Consider the following 19973-nt stretch of genomic DNA (forward strand, 5'->3'; position numbering starts at 1 on the left):
AACTGCGGGACTTCCTTTCAAAGTCAATTTCTCAAGTTCTGCCGCCAATAAAGCCTGATCTTCAATGGATAACTTACTTATTTCAACTTTTATCTTTTCTAAATCCATGAATTAAAGATACGAATAATAGCAATTATAAACTAGAGCGAAAACTTATTATTTAAAAGATACTACCAAATCATCTGCATTGACCATGATTCCAGATTTGAGAGCGATTTTCTTAACAACTGCATCTTCATTGGCCGTAATGGTGGTTTCCATCTTCATAGCTTCAATTATAAATAGAGGTTCGTTTTTCTTTACTTCTTGTCCTGTTTTTACCAATATAGAAGACAAAGACCCTTGTAAGGGGGCTCCTATTTGTTTTGAATCTGATTTATCTACCTTGACATGTGTTACTTTCTCTACTTTGATAGAGTGGTCTTGTATTTCTACATTTCTTGTCTGTCCATTTACCTTGAAAAATATAGTTACCATACCATCCTCATGGGGTTCTCCTATAGATATCAATTCTATCAGTAATGTTTTTCCTTTATCCAATTCTATAATGATCTCTTCTCCTGGTGTCATCCCGTAGAAAAAGTTTTTGGTCGGTATATTTGTTACATCACCATATTGTAGATGGTGGTTGTATGCTCCTGTAAAAACTTTTGGGTATAACTTATACGAAAGAAAATCTGTAATATCTAATGCTCTTGCCATTCCTTTTCTGAATGTTTTTACAAAATCTTCAAATTCTGTTTCAAAATCTACAGGTTCCAGGTGTGCATTGGGCCTATTGGTAAAAGGCTTTTGATCTTTGAGTATAGATTTTTGTAAATCTTTGGGAAACCCTCCTACAGTTTGTCCTAATTCTCCTTTGAACAAACTAACTACAGATTGTGGAAATGAAATAGTTTCTCCTCGCTCTTTTACATCTTCTATCGTCAGATTATTACTTACCAGATATTGTGCCATATCCCCTACTACTTTAGAACTTGGAGTCACTTTTACAATATCACCAAAAAGTTGATTTACCTCACCATACATTTTGGTAATTTCATGAAAACGGTCTGCTAATCCTAGTCCTTGCGCTTGTGGTTTAAGATTTGAGTATTGTCCTCCTGGAATTTCATGTTGATATACCTCTCCTGTTCCAGCTTTTAATCCAGATTCAAAAACATAATAATACTCACGCACGGCCTCCCAATAATTAGAATACTCATTCAACTTTGAAATATTAATTGGGTTCTCTCGTTCATGAAATTTCATCATTTCTAGTACTGCATTAAAATTGGGTTGGGCAGTTAACCCTGATAATCCACCAATTGCTACATCTACCACATCTACTCCTGCTTCTATAGCTTTGAGATATGTTGCTGATTGCACAGAGGATGTATCATGTGTATGCAAATGAATAGGGATATTTATTTCTGTTTTTAATGCAGAAACCAGTTCATAAGCGGCATAAGGTTTTAGTAATCCTGCCATATCTTTAATTCCAAGAACATGAGCTCCTGCATTTTCTATATCTTTAGCCAATTGAATATAATATTCTAGTGTGTATTTGGTCCTTTTAGGGTCTAGAATATCTCCTGTATAACATAATGATCCTTCTGCCAATCCTTGAGTTTTTGTACGCACATGCTCAATACAAGGGGCAATAGATTTCATCCAGTTTAAAGAATCAAAAACTCTAAACACATCAACTCCATTCTCCCATGATTGTTCTACAAATTTACCTATCAAATTATCTGGATACGCTTTATACCCTACTCCGTTAGATCCACGAATCAACATTTGTAGTAATAGATTGGGCATTGCTTTTCGTAGAGTGCGAAGTCGCTCCCAAGGGTTTTCTTTAAGAAAACGCAGGCAGACATCAAAGGTTGCTCCTCCCCATACTTCCATACTAAAGATTTCAGGATGATTCTTTGCAAATCCTTCTGCTACTTTTTGCATATCATATGTACGCATTCTTGTTGCCAACAGACTTTGGTGAGCATCTCTCATAGTAGTGTCTGTATAATGTACTTTCTTCTCATTCTTAAGCCAGGTTGCAAATTTCTCTGGACCTAATTCGGCAAGTAAATCTTTGGTTCCTTTGGCATAACTTGCCGTTTCATTATATTTTGGTACAACGGGTGTTACAAAAGTTTTTTCGGGATCTATTTTTTTTACATCAGGATTCCCATTAACAATAACATTACCAAGAAAATTCGCCATTTTGGTAGCTCGATTACGAGATTCTTTTATTGTAAATAATGATTTTGTGTTTTGAATAAAATTAACGGTTGCCTCTCCTTTCCTAAAAATTTCGTGTTGAAGAATATTATCTAAAAATGGCATATTGGTTTTTACTCCTCGTATTCTAAACTCTGAAAGAGCTCTTCTCATTTTTCTACAAGCTCCATCTAACGTTCTGCTATTAGCAGAGATTTTTACCAGCATCGAATCAAAAAACGGAGAAATAGTTACTCCTTGATATACACTTCCTGCGTCTAATCGTATCCCGAATCCAGAAGCACTTCTATAGGTAGTGATTGTACCATAATCAGGTTTAAAATCATTTTCAGGGTCTTCTGTTGTGATTCTACACTGTAATGCAAATCCATTTATTTTTAGATTTTCTTGACTCTCTATTTTGATTTGTCGATCTGATAGTTCATACCCTCCTGCAATAAATACTTGTGCCTTGATTAGATCTATCCCCGTAACAATCTCTGTTACCGTATGCTCTACCTGCACACGTGGATTTACTTCTATAAAATAAATACTCTCGTCTTCATCTACCAAAAATTCTACAGTACCAATATTATTATAATCTACCGCTTTACAAATTTTTAGTGCATACTCATATAGAGCTTGTTTAATCTTTTCTGATACTCCAAAAGAAGGAGCATATTCAATCACTTTTTGATAACGTCTTTGTACAGAGCAATCTCGTTCAAAAAGATGTACCATATTACCATGGTGATCTGCTACAATTTGTACTTCGATATGTTTTGGGTTTTCAACAAATTTCTCTAGAAATACAGTATCATCACCAAAAGCATTTAGCGCTTCTCTACGAGACTCAGGATACGCTTTTTCTAATTCTTCTTTATTTCTAATTACTCGCATACCTCGACCTCCCCCTCCTGAGGCGGCTTTGAGCATTACAGGATACCCGATACTCTTTGCTTCTTCTATAGCAATAGAGATGTCTATAAGTTCCTTTTTATTACTTTGAATAATTGGTATATCATTTTCTATTGCTACTTTTTTGGCCGTTATCTTATCTCCCAACGATTGTAATACCGACACTTTAGGGCCAATAAAAATGATATCATTTTCTAAACATTTCTGTGCAAAATCCGCGTTTTCTGATAGAAACCCATATCCTGGATGAATGGCATCTACATTATTATTTTTTGCAACTTTGATAATCTCCTCTATATTGAGGTACGGTTTTAACGGTTGGTTATTTTCGCCAATCTGGTAGGCTTCATCAGATTTGTATCTGTGTAAGGAGTATCGGTCTTCATAGGTATATACTCCTACCGTTTGCAAACCAATCTCTGTACAAGCTCTAAAAATACGAATTGCGATTTCTCCCCTATTAGCCACTAATACTTTTTTGATTTGCATGATATAATATTAAATAAATTAAAACTTTTTGAACACTCGTCTCCGAAGATATTAATTCAGATAATTTATTGCAATACAACCACTTCAAAATAATTCATTTTTTCACTAATACTTAACTAATTCTATTAATCTGTTAATTAAAACACTATTATTCATCAAAATGGTAAGTTATTATTATTCTTAATTTGAGAATACTTCATCTCTAAAAAATTAGAGTTTATATCTAGTTATATAAGATTATCAAGCTTTATTCGTTATTATAAAATACAAGAGGGAATACAATCTCTAATATGATTGCTAAAAGATATTCCCGAATCATAAACCATTTGTTTAATACTTATTAAATATTTTTATTATGAAAAATAGAATTATTGTATTTGCCAGCCTACTACTATTTACCAGTGCATTTTTATCAAGTTGTAATAGTGATGATGACAAAACATCTATTCCCTCTACTCCTGTTACTACTTCAAAACAATATAAAAACATTGAAGCTGCTAATACCAAAATAAACACTATCGTAGAAAATGTTTTTAACACAGAATCTACTATCAAACTGCATGGTAACCCTGCTAATAAAATGTCAAATTGCATGACAATTACCTCAGAAATAACAGAACAAAATCAAGTTGTTGTTATTGATTTTGGTACTAATTGTGAAGTATCTAACGGAGAAATTATATCTGGTAAGATTCGTATGAGTTTTGCTGTGGAGTTAGATACTGAAAGTAAAATAGAAATTAATTATAGTCTTGAAAATGTTATCTACAATGACATTACAGTAAGTGGTAATGCTACGACTATATTTTCTATTCAAAATGATACTACAGGTGCTACACGCTTTACAACAAATTCAGATTTCTCATTTGCTTGGGGCAATGAAATTTCTGCTACAAGCACAACTAACTTTGTTACAGAATCAGTTTTTGAAACTAATAATCCAGATACTCCCACTGATTTGATTTTTTATACAGTAACTACAGGTACTAGTGTAACAGAATTTTCTAATGGTGATCGATACGCTGCAGAAATTACAACTCCTATACGTAATGAGAGCGCTTGTCAATATACAGTAAGTGGTGTTATCGTTACTACAGAAAATACCGCTACCGTTACCTTGGATTATGGTGATGGAACTTGTGATAATATTGCTACTCAAACTGATAGCGATGGTAATCAAACAACCATAGAATTATAACAACTTTTCCTTTGTTTAAAAAAAGCGTTTTAGAGATTTTCTCTGAAGCGTTTTTTTATTGAAAGTTAACAAAGGATTAGTATTCATCATTAGTACCATTGACTAATTTTGTCTCTTAACAACCCCGAGTAAATAATATATAACCTTTTTTTTAATCATTAAATATGAAAAACCGAATTATTGCTTTTACAAGTGTACTTATAACAACCGCTTTTATGCTAAGCTGTAGTAGTGACGATGATAACACATCTACAGCTCCTGATGGAGTGATTACTGCTACAAAATATAAGGACATAAAATCAGCTAATCGTGAAATTAATGCAGTAGTACAAGGTGCTTTTAACACTCAACCTACTCCTGCTTCTAAGAGTAGCTATATCAATAAAACTACTGACTGTACTACTATTGATGGTATGGATGCTGGTACAGGAGGAAATGTTACTATAGATTTTGGTACTAATTGTAGCTTACCTGATGGAGAAACTGTATCTGGTAAAATTATTATAAGTTTTAGCATTAAAGAAGAAGCTACAGGAGTACGAATCGATATGAATTATTCATTAGAGAACTTTTCTTTTAAAGGTATAACTGTTAGTGGAAATTCTGTTGCTACTATCTCTGCTAATCTAGAGAGTGATCAGTATTTTACTTCAACTTCTGACTATGTATTTACATGGGATGATGGTCTTAAAGTTACTAGTAAGGATGTTACTTCTACAGAAGTAATCTTGAATCAGGAAACTTTTGAATACCACACACTAGTTCATTTAGATACTAAAGCTGAATTTAATAATGGTGATGTGTATACTTCTAAAACTACTGCTCCATTACGAATTGAAAATGGATGTGAATATGTAGTTAGTGGTACTATTGTGACCAATGAAAATACAGCAACCACTACATTGGACTATGGTGATGGTACTTGTGATAAGATTGCTAATCAAACAGATAGTGATGGTAACACTACAACAATAGACCTAAGCGTAGAGGAAAATTTCACTCTATAAAAAAAGCTATTCTATTTCGTCATAATTAATAGTAAAACCGTTTTTAGAAAAATTTCTAAAAACGGTTTTATCATTTCTGTATTTTATTGTAATAAGCTTTCTCTGTTACTTTTGACCATTTAGAAATATTGTTCTGAAAATTTGAATAACTCTCATATACTTCTTTAGACAGCGGATCATCTCCTATCATTTCTTGAATTGCTTCTTCTGTATAACCTCGTAAACCATCAAGAGTTTCTTTTGAAAATTCTCGAAGTTCTACCTTTTCTTCATTGATTAATTTATCTAGGTAAATACCATTTTGTTTATCAAACTCTGCCAAAACCCATACTTGTGCACGTTTTGATGCTGCCTCTAATACTGCTTGTAAATGTCTTGGCAAACCATCATATAGGTTTTTATTGACAAAAAACTCTAACTGCGAACCTGTTTCGTGCCATCCAGGTGTATAGTAATACTTTGCTATTTTATGAAACCCCATCTTATAATCGTGGTAAGGTCCAATCCATTCTGTTGCATCGATCACTCCTCTTTCTAAACTTGTATACACCTCGCTACCTGCTACAAGTACAGCTGCGCCTCCTGCTTTTTCTAGCACCTTTCCTCCTATGCCTGGTAAACGCATTTTTAATCCTTTAAAGTCTTCTATAGAATTAATCTCACGATTAAACCAACCTCCCATCTGCACTCCTGTATTTCCTCCCATAAATGGCACAAGATTAAATTTGGCATACGTCTTTTTCCATAACTCGTATCCGCCTCCAGTTTCCAACCACGAGGTAATCTGCTGACTATTCATCCCAAACGGAACTGCTGCAAAGAATTGTGCTGCGGGGGTTTTTCCTGCCCAATAATACGCTGCTCCGCATCCCATTTCTATACTACCTTGCGAGACTGCATCAAAAGCTTCTAATGGGGGTACCAGCTCTCCTCCTCCATATACTTTTATTTTTATTTGTCCATTAGATAGTTCATCTACCCATTCAGCATATTTTTCTGCTACTTCACCTACCACAGGAAAGTTTGGTGGCCAAGTGGTGGTCATTTTCCAATAAAAAACCTTGTCAGGCTTGGCTACATCATATGTGGCCGTACTCATACTAGCTGGAGGATCCCCAAGACAAGAAAAAAACAATGACACTGTTATTAATAAAACAGTGTATGTAAATATGGTGTGTTTTTGAATATTCATAAATTCTATCTTTTGTACTAAGTAACTTGTTCTCTTTTTATTTTGAAATAAAAATAATCTCTGGAAAAAATACTACTACTCCAACAATGATTAGTTGAATGATTATAAAAGGAATAATACCTTTATAAATCTGATTGGTTTTTACGCTCTCTGGTGCAACTCCTTTGAGGTAAAATAATGCAAAACCAAACGGAGGAGTCAAAAATGATGTTTGCAGATTTAATGCTATCAAAATTCCAACCCATAACATATCCATATCAAAGGCGTTAAAAACAGGTGTTACTACTGGTATTATAATGAATATGATCTCAATAAAATCAATAAAAAAACCTGCTATAAAAATGACTACCATCACTAATACCAAAAACATAAGAGGACTCAAGTTTGAGGATATAATTAATTCTTGCAGGTACGTATCACCACCCAATGTTCTGAATACCAATGTAAATGTGGTTGCCCCTAAAAGAATAAAGAAGACCATCGAAGTAAGTTTGCTAGTCTCTTGAGCTACTTGTTTTAATGTTTTAAAAGAAAACTTTTTTTGAGTGATCGTTAATAGTGTTGCTCCTATTACACCAATAGCAGAGGCTTCTGTAGGTGATGCAATTCCTGTAAAAATAGAACCTAATACTAAAACAATTAATAATATTGGTAGAAATAATACTTTGAACACTTTTACTATAAAATCATTTCCTCTAAATGCTGCTATTTCTTCTGCAGGAATACTAGGTGCATCTTCTTTATTAATAAAAGAGGTGATCAATATGTAAATAATATAGAGCCCTACTAGTAATATTCCCGGTAATAATGCTGCTGAGAATAATGTACCTACATCTACAGATGCCGACCCTCTGGAAGAGCTATTAATGGTATCTGCTAGTAATACCAGTACAATTGATGGTGGAATAATTTGCCCTAAAGTCCCCGAAGATGCAATTACTCCAGTAGCAAGTTCTGTTTTATATCCTCTTTTGAGCATTGTAGGCAAACTTATTAACCCCATAGTTACCACGGTTGCTCCTACAATTCCTGTTGATGCTGCAAGCAATGCGCCAACCAATACTACAGAAATTGCCAATCCGCCACGTACACGACCAAACATCATAGCCATTGTTTCTAATAAACTTTGTGCAAGGCCAGATTTTTCTAACATAATTCCCATAAAAATAAATAGAGGAACCGCCATCAATACATAATTATTGACTACTCCCATAATTCGAGAAGGAAGTAAATAAAATGTAGACATCTGGAACTGCTCTGGTGCAAAAACAGAAACTCCAAAAGCAAAAATCACAGAGACTCCTCCTAATGTAAAAGCTACAGGATAACCTCTGAGAATCATAATAAATATAATTAGAAATAGTACGATTGCCAGATACTCCATTACGCCTTTTTATTGAAAATGGTTTGAAATGATTTCAACATATGTGAAATCCCTTGAAGTAATAGGAAGATAAACCCAAGGGTGATACAAAACTTAAGGACATATAACCCTGGTAATCCTCCTGGTTGAGGAGAACTTTCACCTATCATAAAAGAAAACTGCCCATAATACCATGATGAAACGATGACTACATAACACCAAGGAACTAATAAAAAAACACCTCCAAAAAGGTCGACCCAAGCTTTGCCTTTGTTGGATAATTTGGTATAAAAAACATCTACTCGTACATGTTTTTCAAATTTGAATGTATATCCAGAGGCAAGTAAAAACAACATTCCAAAGAGATAAATTTCTATCTCGATCATCCAGACATATGTAAATTTAAAAATATAGCGAACGATCACATCCAGACCAATCATCACTGCCAAAAAAACGGCTATCCAACTAACTAATGTTCCTGTTTTCTCACCAATCCAGTCTAAAAAATCAATACTTTTTTGCATCTAATGATTTGTGTTTGTAATCGTAGTATGAAGATACTAAAATTAGCTACACAAAAAATAGAAGTAGTATAAGAAAATAGGTCTTATTAACTATTTAAAAGCTAGACACTACTATTGATTACCGCACAAAAACAGGCTCATTAGGCTTTGTAGTAAACTCCTCGCTAAATCCATACCCTTCATAATTAAAACCTTTTAAGTCATCTATAGTTTCTGCTCCTGTATCGAGTATATAACGAACCATCATACCTCTGGCTTTCTTTGCAAAGAAACTAATTATTTTAAGTTTGTCTCCTTTCCAATCCTTAAACTGAGGAGTAATCACAGGTACTTTTAATGATTTTGTATCTATAGCACTAAAATATTCATTGCTAGCTAGGTTTACAAATAGCTCATTCTCTTGCAATTCATCATTAAGTTGTTGAGTAATTTGCTTTTTCCAGAATTCGTACAAATTATTTTTTCGCCCTACTTTTATCTTAGTTCCCATCTCTAAACGATATGGCTGCATGAGATCTAATGGTTTTAATATACCATATAATCCAGATAGTATTCTCAACTTATCTTGTAGCACATCTAATTTATCTTCAGGAATGGTATAGGCATCTAATCCTGTATATACATCTCCATTGAATGCATAAACCGAAGGTCTTGCATTATCTATTGTAAAAGGTAACTCAAAATCCTGATTGCGTTGCCAGTTTAATTGTGCTAATTTATCACTTATATTCATTAGCTCAGAAAGGTTTTTGGGTGTTTTCTTTCTGAGTACCGTATTTAGTTTTTCTATTTCAGAAAGAAACACTGGTGTCGTATACTGTGTTGTTGGCAAAGCTGTTTCAAAATCTAATGATTTTGCTGGAGATATTACAATTTTCATTATAGATGCTATTTTTGTTGCTCAAAAATACGATTGTACATTGAGAATTAAAATCCGTATCTGTATTTATTCTCTATTCGGGTATTTATAAAAGTTATTCTGGTCTTATTATATGTTTTTCTATCTGTGACATAAAGCTTTCTTCATCTTTGTATGCCAACAGATTTCCATCGGGATCAAAAAATTTTGCTACTGTACCCCACGAATGTTCTTGATAATCAACGTCGATATTTTTATTTATAAGATTTTCTGCTATGGTTTTTACATGCTCTACATTTATTCTGATACAGCTAAAATTTTTATCAAAATTTTCTTTTAACTGAAGATATTCTCTCCTGTCTTCTTTTTCTACCATAAGATAGGTTCCATAAAGATCAAAACACGTTAATTCTGTATCTTTAAACAAAATATCCAACTCTACTATTTCATTATAAAACGTAATACATTCCTCATATTTCTTTACATATAGAATTAGCCCTGTTCTTTTGAATGTCATATAAAATATTTTTATCAACACAATAAAAACATTAAGTATCAATATAACAGATAATTACAATAAACAAAAGAAATACCTTTATCAACACTCTCTATCCCAATTATCAATGATATATTTTGATACGCTATACTATTCATTTTTAAGGTATACCTTTAATTAAAATGTTAATAAAATATTAAAATTATTTTTTTTTGATTTACATTTTAACTATTTTTAACATTAACAACGTATTACAACGAGGGGATAACCTTCTGACTTTCGTCACAAAAATTATGATTTTTATTATTTATTATTGGTGAATTCATTGTCTATAATCACAATTTTATTGCTACTTATTGCCTTAATGTATAATTTAAAATTTGTAATATGTTACGAACTTCGAGCAAAATTATTTTTTTATTGTTATCAATAGTCATTCTCCTCTATTCTTGTGAGAAAGAAGAGGATTTGTTGATCACAGAACCACAAACGGATGAACGATCAGCCTCCGAAACTGTTCAGGACACCGTATACTCAGATGCTGAGTTGTTGAAAGTATTAGAAGAGGAATTAGATCTCTTAGAACAAGAGAAAAAAGGGTATATCACGGATGTCTCTAGCATGGATATTGTCAAAGAGAATCCCAAAAAAGTGTATGTACATTACCTTCCTTGGTTTCAAAGTAAAGATTTTGATGGCTATTGGGGTCAACATTGGACTATGAGTAATCAAAACCCTGATGTCCCAAAATCAAATGGTAATCTACAAATTGCTTCTCATTATTACCCGCTTATTGGTCCCTATTCATCTAATGATCCTGATTTGCATGAGTATCATTTTTTAATAATGAAACTATCTGGAATAGATGGAGTAATCTTTGATTGGTATGGCAGTAAAGATTTACATGATTATGGGTTGATCAAACAGTCTACCGAGACTTTTATTACAGCATTAGAGGATTTAGGGCTTCAATTTTCTATTATGTACGAAGACAGGGTTGCTGCTCAGGTAGCAGAGCAATCACATACCACTAGTATTATAGAAGCTGCACAAGATGATTTTACATACATCAATCAAAAGTACTTCTCTAGCCCAAAATATATGAAACATAACAATAATAATATGTTATTTGTTTTTGGTCCTCATCATATAACAACTGAAACATCCTGGAATCAGGTATTTGATATTTTACCTACATCTAATCGCCCTGATTTTTTGACATTATGGGCTGCTAGTAACTCTGTTGGTGTAAATGCTACAGGAGAATTTTTATGGGTAGATCAGGATCATTTACTGACTCATGAGCATTATTATAACACTCACCAGACAACAGATCAAATTATTGTTGGATCAGCCTATCCTGGGTTTAATAGTTTTTATAATGAAGGTGGATGGGCTGGTGGCACCGATAGTTGGACTATCGACCTCAATAACGGCACTACTTTTATAGAAACGTTGAATTACAACCATCATGAGCGCTCTGATTTTATACAAATTATTACCTGGAATGATTTTGGAGAGGGTACTATGATAGAGCCTACACAAGAGTTTGGTTTTACCTATTTACAACTCTTACAACAATATACAGGAGTACCTCATACATCAGGTGATCTACAAGTTGCTCTGGACTTATACTTGACAAGAAAAGAGTATACGAATAATGAACAGGCACAACGTTTATTGAATAGAACGTATAAATATATAAAGCAACTTGATATGAATCGTGCTAATAGAGTTATACAAGCTGTAAGGCGATTCTTATAGTATTTTACAAAATGGCTATGATAAAAAGAATACTTTTTAAAGAACAAAAAAAAGCCTGTCTATCAGACAGGCTTGTGTTTTTAAAAAAGTCAAAATGTATATTATAATACTTTCACGTTTACCGCGTTCATTCCTTTTTTACCTTCTTTAAGATCAAATTCTACTTCATCACCTTCACGAATCTCATCTATAAGCCCTGAAATGTGTACGAAGTGATCTTTATTTGATCCCTCTTCTGTAATGAATCCAAATCCTTTGGAGTCATTGAAAAATTTTACTGTTCCTTTGTTCATTATAAAATATTAAAACACGAAGGTAATACTATTTGACCAGTTTTTCCAATTTATTTCAAAATAAAGTTTTTATTCTGTACCATTTAATATCCCCTAAATACAATGATAATAAAGATATTAAACATATAAATTGCAATTATCAGAAGTCATTTACATATACAAAAACACTACTCATATTTCTTATAAAGGTACATTACAAATCAATCTATTTAAGGAGTAAAGCTATTCATTGTTCAATTGATTTTTTGCATAGTTCCTCCATCTATCTACACATTGATCTATATCTTGCGGTATTGGGGCTTCAAAATGCATTTGTTTTCCTGTAACAGGGTGTTCAAAACCAAGTGTTTTTGCATGCAGTGCCTGCCTTGGCAAAACCTTAAAACAATTTTCTACAAATTGTTTATATTTTGTAAAAGTAGTTCCTTTCAATATTTTTTCTCCTCCATATCGTTCGTCATTAAACAAGGTATGTCCAATATGCTTCATATGCACTCTAATCTGATGTGTTCTCCCTGTCTCTAATTTACAAGACACCAATGTTACATATCCTAATCGCTCTATAACTTTATAATGCGTTACTGCTGGTTTTCCCTTCTCTACTTCTTCTCCTTCAAAAACAGTATTCTGTAATCTATTCTTAGGATGACGACCAATATTGCCTTCAATAGTGCCTTGGTCTTCTTCTAGATTCCCCCATACTATTGCTACATATTCTCGTTGACTGGTCTTATCAAAAAATTGTTTTGCCAGATGAGTCATCGCTTCTTCTGTCTTGGCAACCACCAATAAGCCACTGGTATCCTTATCGATACGATGTACCAATCCTGGTCTATCGCTACTATTATTGGGTAAATTATCAAAATGATAAATCAAAGCATTAATCAATGTACCAGAATAATTGCCATGACCAGGATGCACGACGATACCTGCTGGTTTATTTACCACAAGAAGTGCATCATCTTCATACACAATATCCAAAGGGATATTTTCTGGAGTAAGTAAGTTTTCATAAGGTGGGTGAGAAAACAAAACTCTCACAATATCATGAGGTTTGACTTTATGATTAGATTTTACAGCAACGTCATTTACAAATACACTGCCATCTTTTGCGGCTTGTTGTATTCTATTACGGGTTGCATTCTCTACAAAATTCATCAAAAACTTATCCACCCTTAATGGTACTTGACCTGCTCCCGCTACAAAACGGTGATGCTCATAGAGATCATCTTCATTAGTACCAAAATCTCCTGTATCTATATTTTTTTCCAAAATCAGTTAGAAAGGTTTATTGATGCTCCTTGTCCATCACCTAATACAAGGTCTATGACAGAGGTCTTCATTAATTTTGTTCCAGATTTTAATCGTTTTCCCTTATGCCTTAATTCTAATACCATGTCTCTGGCAATATTAGGTTTGTAGGTTACGTCCCCTATTTTGAACCCAAGAGCGATCAATTTTGGTTCTACTTGTCTTCTTGTTTTTTGTACCATATTAGGTACTTCTATCTTGCGGTAACCAGAAGGATTTAAGGTTACATATATTTTTCGGTTTTTCTTAACCTCACTCCCCGCTTTAGGGTTTTGTTCTATTACTGAATATCTAGGGAAATCCGGATTAAAACTAGCTGAATCCTGAACTTCATACTTCAACTCTTTCTCCTCAAGCATTATTGCTATATCATCCAGACTCTTTTTACTTAGACTAGGCACTACAATACGTTGGTGGTGATTAGTTGTACTCTCTAACCATTGTAATGTTACGTATGCCAAAATTGCAAGCATTGCAACTGCTATAACCAATTGTATTAAGAATATTTTACTACAAATAAACTTGACAAGACCTCTGATGAAATTCATAAACACATATAAAATTTGGACAAATATATAAAAACGGAAAGTTTTACGCTTTTCTTATTAGATAAATGATATTTTTGTTTTCAAAAGTTACGCATTTTATGAAGAAAAACATTGCCATTTTAGTAGGGGGATACTCTAGTGAGTTTGAAATTTCTATCCAAAGCGGAAATGTAGTCTACAAATACCTTGACAGAGATTTATATACTCCGTTTCGCATTCATATAGCAAAAAATGATTGGTATTATATCGATGATTTTAATCAAAAACATAGTATTGATAAAAATGATTTTTCTTTAACACTAGAAGGGGGGAAAATTATTTTTGATGCCGCTTTTAATACAGTACATGGTACTCCTGGAGAAGATGGGCTATTGCAAGCTTACTTTGATTTGATCAATATCCCACAAACAACTTGTGATTTTTATCAAGCAGCACTCACTTTTAACAAGCGTGACTGCATTAGTACATTACAACCTTATGGCATACCTACTGCTACCAATTATTTTTTAAACAAGGGAGATACCATAGACTCTAAAGCTATTATAGATACTGTAGGATTACCTTGTTTTGTAAAAGCTAATAAAGCTGGTAGTAGTTATGGGGTATCCAAAGTACATACAGAGGATCTGTTACTTCCTGCTATTGAGAATGCGTATAAGGAAGATGACGAAATTATTATTGAATCTTTTTTAAGCGGAATCGAAGTTTCTGTTGGAGTAATCCAGTATCAAGGAAAAGATATTGTTCTCCCTATCACCGAGATTGTTTCTGAAAATGATTTTTTTGATTATGAAGCTAAATATCTGGGTAAATCACAAGAAATTACTCCTGCCCGTCTATCTGATGAGGATACCAAAAAGGTGCAAGATCTTGCATTGCGAGTATATCAAATATTAAAAATGAAAGGTTTTTCTAGAAGTGAGTATATTTTTCATAATGGGGAACCCCATTTTATAGAAATGAATACTACTCCTGGGCTTAGTGAAGCTAGCATCTTACCTCAACAAGCTAATAAAGCAGGAATTAGTCTAAAAGAATTATTCTCTAATAGCATTGAATCATGTATTTATAAATAAACTGCTTATTTCTATTAGAAAAGATTGTGATAAAAATAGTAATTTGCAAATTCATTTATATTTGTAGTACAAATAAACAATTTTATTGATGAGAAGAGCTGTTTTCCCTGGATCATTTGATCCCATTACATTAGGACATTATGATATTATAGAAAGAGGACTTACCTTGTTTGATGAAATCATTCTGGCTATAGGAGTAAATGCTGAAAAGAAATATATGTTTTCTCTTGAGCAACGCAAACAGTTTATAGAAGAAGCTTTTATAAACGAATCAAAAATAAAAGTGATGACCTATCGGGGATTAACTGTTGATTTTTGTAAAAGACAAAATGCTCAGTTTATATTGCGTGGTCTGCGTAACCCTGGAGATTTTGAGTTTGAAAAAGCTATTGCCCATACCAATAGAAAAATGTCTGAAATTGAAACCGTGTTTTTATTAACCTCTTCTGGAAAGAGCTATATATCTTCCTCTATTGTAAGGGATGTGATTCGTAATGGAGGGGATGTTTCTGAGCTCGTTCCTGATACAGTTCGTGTAAAATAAAAGATTCTAGAAAATAATATCGTATTACAAAAATAACCCCCATCTGATATCACTATCAAATGAGGGTTTTATAAATATAATATACTATTTATTAATTACATGTACCTATAATTTTCCACCAGTGTTCTCCACTACTTGGAGTTACCCATAGAGGCCCAGTTTGAGCTTGGTATAGTGTTCCTTGATATACTACCTTATCCCCTTGCATATATATCTGTGGGTAAGGTTTCCATGCTGCAACACCATTACAGCCACCACCAGTACCACCACCTTCTACAGTAATGCTTACTCTAGATGAAGTTGTTGATTTACCTTGATTATCTGTTGCTACGGCTGTTAGGCTATGGTTTCCAGAGGTAGAATTATTCCAAGTATAAGTGTATGGACTACTTCTGTCCTCACCTAGTTTTGTTGATCCTCTATAAAACTCTACTTTGGTCACACTACCATCACTATCTGAAGCCGAGGTTTTGATTGACACTGTAGCTCCTTCTGCAAATGTAGCTCCGCTAGAAGGTGAAGTAATCGATACGGTAGGTGCCTGATTACCAACACCACTACCTCCGTCGCCATACATTGCTCTAATACCTGTAAGATCTCCTTGAGAAAGCGCGCTTCTGTTTGTTGTGTAAGATGATCCATCTTTTTTAACAATTGTTGGCTGACCATTTGTAGAAAATGCTCTTGAGCTATACATCATAATAGATCCAAAATCTAATGTCGGGGTATACTCATCTCCATCTCTACCTCGTTGCACATAGGTCTGAAAATTATGCTCCATTCCTGGTCTTATATTCTGAAAATTGATCGTTATATACTGATCTCTGTCTTTTCTACTTTGTTCATGCCATAATCCAACAGCATGTCCAATCTCATGAATAGTTGATCCTGTAGAACATCCTCCAGCAAGATTAATAGTTTGTCTTCTTCCTGTACGTCCTACCTGAGATGAACAACCACTACCTACTTGAAAATAAATATACGCGGATTGATTTGTTCTTCTTACAAATTTAAGGCTCGTATTTGCCTCCCAATGCGCAATGGCTGTAGTTACTCTAGTTTGATTGGGTAGACTGCTTTGTATCTCATAATATACAATATTGTTTGGCCATCTACCAGAGGTTCGCCCTACACTTTTGGCATGAGGAGAATCATCTGGATACACAATCATATCTCCTTCTAAAATATAATCATCACCTATTTTTTCTACCTCTACAGATTGCCCATGCAATTGGATGGTAACAATCTCCCCTTTTTGGTTTGGATATGCCATTTCTGTTGACATGCCTTTTACTGTTTCTGCCTGGTTAGATGGTGTGGCTTCAAAAGCTTCTTGTTCACACGAATTAAACATCAAGCACGCTGCAAGGGTAGTTACCCCTAGTGCAGTACTTCTTAATAAATTGTTCATAATAATATAAGTTATTGTTAATATGATCTGTAAACTGCTAAATCATAAAATATATTGTTATGCACTCCTTATACCTCTTGTTCATGCTTATGCTAAACAACTAACTAACAGTTGTTTTTACTAAGCTTACACTAAAAAAAGAACTTTTGAAAAAAAATCAAAAAAATAGCCACATGCTACTTTTTCTTTATTTTTTTACGCATTTTTTAATAAACCACGGTAATTCTTTTTTTCTACTGACATACCTTTGTCACTCCTCGATATTACTTTTACTTTACTATTAATTCATTATTATAACATCATGATAAAAACAAATTTAGAGCCTTTTTGGGTTCTCGGGATTTCTGTGCGTACTACCAAAAAAGACAATCAATTCACAAAAGATATTCCTGCTTTATGGGACACCTTTTTTTCTGAAGGGGTACTGCATAAAATACCCCATAAACTAGAAGACTCGATCTATGCTGTATACACAGATTATAAAAGTGATCATACTGAAGAATACACAATGATATTGGGGTGCAAAGTAAAAAATATAGAGTCTATACCTAAAGGGATGAAAAGTGTAGAGGTCAAAAAAAGTACTTATACACGATTTACAGCTAAAGGTGATATAAACAAAGGGGTAATCTACGATAAATGGGTCTCTATCTGGGATACCGATCTTGATAGAACTTATACTACTGATTTTGAGTTTTATGGAGAAGAGGCTCAAAACCCTAGTGATGCAGAGGTAGATATCTTTGTGGCTATTTCATAAAAACAAAAATTACAAATAAACTAGCTCGGGGTAAGCCTACAAAGTATTCGTTTGAAGCGAACCTTAAATTTCGAAGTAAACTTCGGAGCATTAAAACCTCACTTAGTGAGTAAATTATTAAAACAATATATTTTCATAAACTAAGTCTGATTTTTATATAAACACATCTTTTTTAAAAAAGATGTGTTTATATAAAAACTCCTTATCTAATCAAGATTTCTTGAATTGAATTTTAAGTTTATTGATTTCTTCTGGGTTAACATTCACAAGCGCTTTATTACTCTTTTTTTCTAAAAAAGAAACCTCTTCTCCTGTCACCGTAGTAATTTTATCAATTTCTATTTCCTTAGGGTATACTATCACAAATGTTATCTCAGAATTTGTATTAATACCTTCATTGTAACTAATTGAAAGATATAGCGCAGTATCTTCCTTACCTATATCAAAACTGGTATGTTTACTTGTTTCTATATATTTTATAACTTGTGTAGGAGGTGATACCCACAACTCTCCTTGATCCTGCAATTCTTGCAATACTTCTATATGATTTGTATAATCATGTATAGGTATTGCCCCCCAAGAACCATCTGCTACACCATGCACTTCTCTGATTGCCCATAACCCTTCTTCTGCCGCCATATTAGCTACTATATTAAGGTTTTCTATTGGTGTATTTGGGCCATGTGCATAAAACTTTAGTCCAAAATAAGGTGTATTGATATCATTTAAAAAATCTGAATTTACTCCCTGAGTGTACGCTCCTGATCTAGCTCCCAAATATTTTTTACCATCTAAATATGTTAGCATTTCGGTGGTATATTGATCAAAGGGAAAAGCAAAAAATAATGGTATTACTCCCGTATTGTCATAAATAAGTTGATGGCTTACATCTATTTCAACATCAAAATCATCAATCCCCCATGTTTTGGTAGGGCACCAACTCACATCATGTCCACAATAGTGATTATGAGTATGATTTATAGCCTCATGCCCATTATCAATTAATTTATTAGCAATCCCCCACTCTGTTTGATCTACCTCGCTCGTTATAATAGCAAAGCCAAATTCTATATCATGATCTGTAGCAATACTATCTGCATAATTTGCTATACCATTGGCATTAGGTATTCCAAAATCATCGTGTATTAGCGAATACACACCTTTATTATCATTTTTCCATTTTGACACTTCTATAGTAACATCCTTAATATGTTCTAATACAATGGTATCATCTCCAATATCACAAGCTATAGATAGTACCGATACTAGCATCAGTAAACTGATATACTTATTTCTTTTCATAAATTTAAGTTGGTTAGGTTATATATAGCAACAATATAACCAATATACACATAACACACTAATAAACAGAGGTTAAAAAATTCTGATATCATATCTTTTAGGGGTGTACGACAAATTTCCCTTTTTGTTAAAATTTAGTATTTTTATTAGAAACATATTTAATGGATATAAAGACTCAAGCCTCGTTAATCTTCGACAAACATTTTGAACAATGGTTATCTGATCCTTCTCGTATGGAGAATGGATATCAATACGAATCTACGTACGCTGCAATGATGTCAAATGTTGAGCAAGAAGTTTTACAATTATCTGTTGGTCGTGTTCCCAAGAGCAAGAACTTAAAAAAAAACTTCAAACCAGATTTGGAAAGATAGAATCCTGCAAGTCTCATGTTATTGCTCAATCTCCAGGTTTTATGGGTATTAGTAGTTTGGCTCAAGAAACCATGTGCTATATGGGTCAGTATTTGGTATTTAGTGAAGCAGAAGATGTGATCAATAATTTGACAGGTGCAGGGGTCAATGCCAAGCAAATAGAGCGTGTTTGCCACAAATATGGACAATGGATTGAAGATGCTGATAATGCGGTTATCAAAAATCTGGTTTATAAAGAATATGAACCAGGTAAAGCGGATGAACTTCATTATGTTAGTGTAGATGGGGCTATGTACCTAACAAGAGAGGAAAGTTGGAAAGAGAGTAAGCTAGGTAGAATAT

At 33.5% G+C, this 19973-nt stretch carries 19 protein-coding genes; 8 read left to right on the top strand and 11 right to left on the bottom strand.

The window, feature by feature from the left end; translation table 11 throughout:
- Positions 1 to 156: 156 nt before the first annotated feature.
- On the bottom strand, positions 157 to 3609 hold the full coding sequence (locus CVD18_RS16935) for a pyruvate carboxylase (protein WP_103866610.1): 3453 nt from the start codon (positions 3607 to 3609) through the stop codon (positions 157 to 159).
- A gap of 355 nt (positions 3610 to 3964) precedes the next feature.
- Between CVD18_RS16935 and CVD18_RS16940 the strand changes: the two genes are divergently transcribed.
- A complete protein-coding gene (locus tag CVD18_RS16940; RefSeq protein ID WP_103866611.1) occupies positions 3965 to 4807 on the top strand; it encodes a hypothetical protein in 843 nt (280 codons plus the stop codon).
- Between the two features lie 164 nt (positions 4808 to 4971).
- A complete protein-coding gene (locus tag CVD18_RS16945) occupies positions 4972 to 5814 on the top strand; it encodes a hypothetical protein (protein WP_103866612.1) in 843 nt (280 codons plus the stop codon).
- Positions 5815 to 5884: 70 nt separating this feature from the next.
- On the opposite strand, the gene CVD18_RS16950 is transcribed toward CVD18_RS16945, so the two are convergent.
- The 5 genes from CVD18_RS16950 to CVD18_RS16970 form a co-directional block, all read right to left on the bottom strand.
- Positions 5885 to 7006 carry a TRAP transporter substrate-binding protein gene (locus CVD18_RS16950; protein WP_233194573.1) on the bottom strand — a complete coding sequence of 374 codons (1122 nt, stop codon included), beginning with the start codon at positions 7004 to 7006 and terminating at the stop codon, positions 5885 to 5887.
- 37 nt (positions 7007 to 7043) lie between these two features.
- The gene (locus tag CVD18_RS16955; RefSeq protein WP_103866613.1) at positions 7044 to 8390 is read right to left on the bottom strand and encodes a TRAP transporter large permease subunit; all 1347 of its coding nucleotides are present in this window, start codon (positions 8388 to 8390) and stop codon (positions 7044 to 7046) included.
- On the bottom strand, positions 8390 to 8893 hold the full coding sequence (locus tag CVD18_RS16960; RefSeq protein ID WP_103866614.1) for a TRAP transporter small permease subunit: 504 nt from the start codon (positions 8891 to 8893) through the stop codon (positions 8390 to 8392). The genes CVD18_RS16955 and CVD18_RS16960 overlap by 1 nt, the downstream gene beginning before the upstream one ends.
- A gap of 118 nt (positions 8894 to 9011) precedes the next feature.
- Complete coding sequence (gene yaaA / locus CVD18_RS16965) at positions 9012 to 9773, bottom strand: peroxide stress protein YaaA (protein WP_103866615.1); 762 nt, start codon at positions 9771 to 9773, stop codon at positions 9012 to 9014.
- 94 nt (positions 9774 to 9867) lie between these two features.
- Positions 9868 to 10269 carry a VOC family protein gene (locus CVD18_RS16970; RefSeq protein ID WP_103866616.1) on the bottom strand — a complete coding sequence of 134 codons (402 nt, stop codon included), beginning with the start codon at positions 10267 to 10269 and terminating at the stop codon, positions 9868 to 9870.
- 366 nt (positions 10270 to 10635) lie between these two features.
- Between CVD18_RS16970 and CVD18_RS16975 the strand changes: the two genes are divergently transcribed.
- Entirely contained in the window at positions 10636 to 12012 is a 1377-nt protein-coding gene (locus CVD18_RS16975) for a glycoside hydrolase family 71/99-like protein (protein ID WP_103866617.1), read from the top strand.
- Between the two features lie 101 nt (positions 12013 to 12113).
- Here CVD18_RS16975 and CVD18_RS16980 read toward each other — a convergent pair whose 3' ends face one another.
- The 3 genes from CVD18_RS16980 to CVD18_RS16990 all read right to left on the bottom strand — a co-directional run bounded on the left by CVD18_RS16980 (position 12114) and on the right by CVD18_RS16990 (position 14164).
- Positions 12114 to 12305, bottom strand: coding sequence for a cold-shock protein (locus tag CVD18_RS16980; RefSeq protein WP_103866618.1), 192 nt, complete (start codon positions 12303 to 12305; stop codon positions 12114 to 12116).
- Positions 12306 to 12527: 222 nt separating this feature from the next.
- A complete protein-coding gene (locus tag CVD18_RS16985) occupies positions 12528 to 13580 on the bottom strand; it encodes an RluA family pseudouridine synthase (protein ID WP_103866619.1) in 1053 nt (350 codons plus the stop codon).
- Complete coding sequence (locus tag CVD18_RS16990) at positions 13580 to 14164, bottom strand: PASTA domain-containing protein (RefSeq protein WP_103866620.1); 585 nt, start codon at positions 14162 to 14164, stop codon at positions 13580 to 13582. The genes CVD18_RS16985 and CVD18_RS16990 overlap by 1 nt, the downstream gene beginning before the upstream one ends.
- Positions 14165 to 14262: 98 nt before the next feature.
- Between CVD18_RS16990 and CVD18_RS16995 the strand changes: the two genes are divergently transcribed.
- Together CVD18_RS16995 and coaD are read left to right on the top strand one after the other, a co-directional pair.
- Positions 14263 to 15240, top strand: coding sequence for a D-alanine--D-alanine ligase (locus CVD18_RS16995; RefSeq protein ID WP_103866621.1), 978 nt, complete (start codon positions 14263 to 14265; stop codon positions 15238 to 15240).
- An 88-nt stretch (positions 15241 to 15328) separates the two neighbouring features.
- Positions 15329 to 15784, top strand: coding sequence for a pantetheine-phosphate adenylyltransferase (coaD, locus tag CVD18_RS17000; RefSeq protein WP_103866622.1), 456 nt, complete (start codon positions 15329 to 15331; stop codon positions 15782 to 15784).
- 91 nt (positions 15785 to 15875) lie between these two features.
- Here the strand turns inward: coaD and CVD18_RS17005 are convergent, their stop codons facing one another.
- Positions 15876 to 17195 carry a M12 family metallopeptidase gene (locus CVD18_RS17005; RefSeq protein ID WP_158250483.1) on the bottom strand — a complete coding sequence of 440 codons (1320 nt, stop codon included), beginning with the start codon at positions 17193 to 17195 and terminating at the stop codon, positions 15876 to 15878.
- Positions 17196 to 17496: 301 nt separating this feature from the next.
- On the opposite strand from CVD18_RS17005, the gene CVD18_RS17010 reads away from it, so the two are divergent.
- Positions 17497 to 17955, top strand: a complete 459-nt coding sequence (locus CVD18_RS17010) for a GyrI-like domain-containing protein (RefSeq protein WP_103866623.1) — start codon at positions 17497 to 17499, stop codon at positions 17953 to 17955.
- A 210-nt stretch (positions 17956 to 18165) separates the two neighbouring features.
- Here the strand turns inward: CVD18_RS17010 and CVD18_RS17015 are convergent, their stop codons facing one another.
- Complete coding sequence (locus tag CVD18_RS17015; protein WP_103866624.1) at positions 18166 to 19257, bottom strand: polysaccharide deacetylase family protein; 1092 nt, start codon at positions 19255 to 19257, stop codon at positions 18166 to 18168.
- A 161-nt stretch (positions 19258 to 19418) separates the two neighbouring features.
- Between CVD18_RS17015 and CVD18_RS17020 the strand changes: the two genes are divergently transcribed.
- Both CVD18_RS17020 and CVD18_RS17025 read left to right on the top strand, forming a co-directional pair.
- Complete coding sequence (locus CVD18_RS17020) at positions 19419 to 19631, top strand: hypothetical protein (RefSeq protein ID WP_103864000.1); 213 nt, start codon at positions 19419 to 19421, stop codon at positions 19629 to 19631.
- Positions 19632 to 19672: 41 nt separating this feature from the next.
- Positions 19673 to 19973, top strand: a 301-nt coding sequence (locus CVD18_RS17025) for a hypothetical protein (protein ID WP_199185100.1), incomplete at its 3' end; no start/stop codon positions are given.

This window comes from Aquimarina sp. I32.4 (genome assembly GCF_002924285.1).
Lineage (GTDB): Bacteria > Bacteroidota > Bacteroidia > Flavobacteriales > Flavobacteriaceae > Aquimarina.

Bases quoted from the DNA above. Each gene is read 5' to 3' on its own strand.
- CVD18_RS16935 (WP_103866610.1), bottom strand. From the start codon at position 3,609: ATGCAAATCAAAAAAGTATTAGTGGCTAATAGGGGAGAAATCGCAATT.
- CVD18_RS16940 (WP_103866611.1), top strand. From the start codon at position 3,965: ATGAAAAATAGAATTATTGTATTTGCCAGCCTACTACTATTTACCAGT.
- CVD18_RS16945 (WP_103866612.1), top strand. From the start codon at position 4,972: ATGAAAAACCGAATTATTGCTTTTACAAGTGTACTTATAACAACCGCT.
- CVD18_RS16950 (WP_233194573.1), bottom strand. From the start codon at position 7,006: ATGAATATTCAAAAACACACCATATTTACATACACTGTTTTATTAATA.
- CVD18_RS16955 (WP_103866613.1), bottom strand. From the start codon at position 8,390: ATGGAGTATCTGGCAATCGTACTATTTCTAATTATATTTATTATGATT.
- CVD18_RS16960 (WP_103866614.1), bottom strand. From the start codon at position 8,893: ATGCAAAAAAGTATTGATTTTTTAGACTGGATTGGTGAGAAAACAGGA.
- yaaA (WP_103866615.1), bottom strand. From the start codon at position 9,773: ATGAAAATTGTAATATCTCCAGCAAAATCATTAGATTTTGAAACAGCT.
- CVD18_RS16970 (WP_103866616.1), bottom strand. From the start codon at position 10,269: ATGACATTCAAAAGAACAGGGCTAATTCTATATGTAAAGAAATATGAG.
- CVD18_RS16975 (WP_103866617.1), top strand. From the start codon at position 10,636: ATGTTACGAACTTCGAGCAAAATTATTTTTTTATTGTTATCAATAGTC.
- CVD18_RS16980 (WP_103866618.1), bottom strand. From the start codon at position 12,305: ATGAACAAAGGAACAGTAAAATTTTTCAATGACTCCAAAGGATTTGGA.
- CVD18_RS16990 (WP_103866620.1), bottom strand. From the start codon at position 14,164: ATGAATTTCATCAGAGGTCTTGTCAAGTTTATTTGTAGTAAAATATTC.
- CVD18_RS16995 (WP_103866621.1), top strand. From the start codon at position 14,263: ATGAAGAAAAACATTGCCATTTTAGTAGGGGGATACTCTAGTGAGTTT.
- coaD (WP_103866622.1), top strand. From the start codon at position 15,329: ATGAGAAGAGCTGTTTTCCCTGGATCATTTGATCCCATTACATTAGGA.
- CVD18_RS17005 (WP_158250483.1), bottom strand. From the start codon at position 17,195: ATGAACAATTTATTAAGAAGTACTGCACTAGGGGTAACTACCCTTGCA.
- CVD18_RS17010 (WP_103866623.1), top strand. From the start codon at position 17,497: ATGATAAAAACAAATTTAGAGCCTTTTTGGGTTCTCGGGATTTCTGTG.
- CVD18_RS17015 (WP_103866624.1), bottom strand. From the start codon at position 19,257: ATGAAAAGAAATAAGTATATCAGTTTACTGATGCTAGTATCGGTACTA.
- CVD18_RS17020 (WP_103864000.1), top strand. From the start codon at position 19,419: ATGGATATAAAGACTCAAGCCTCGTTAATCTTCGACAAACATTTTGAA.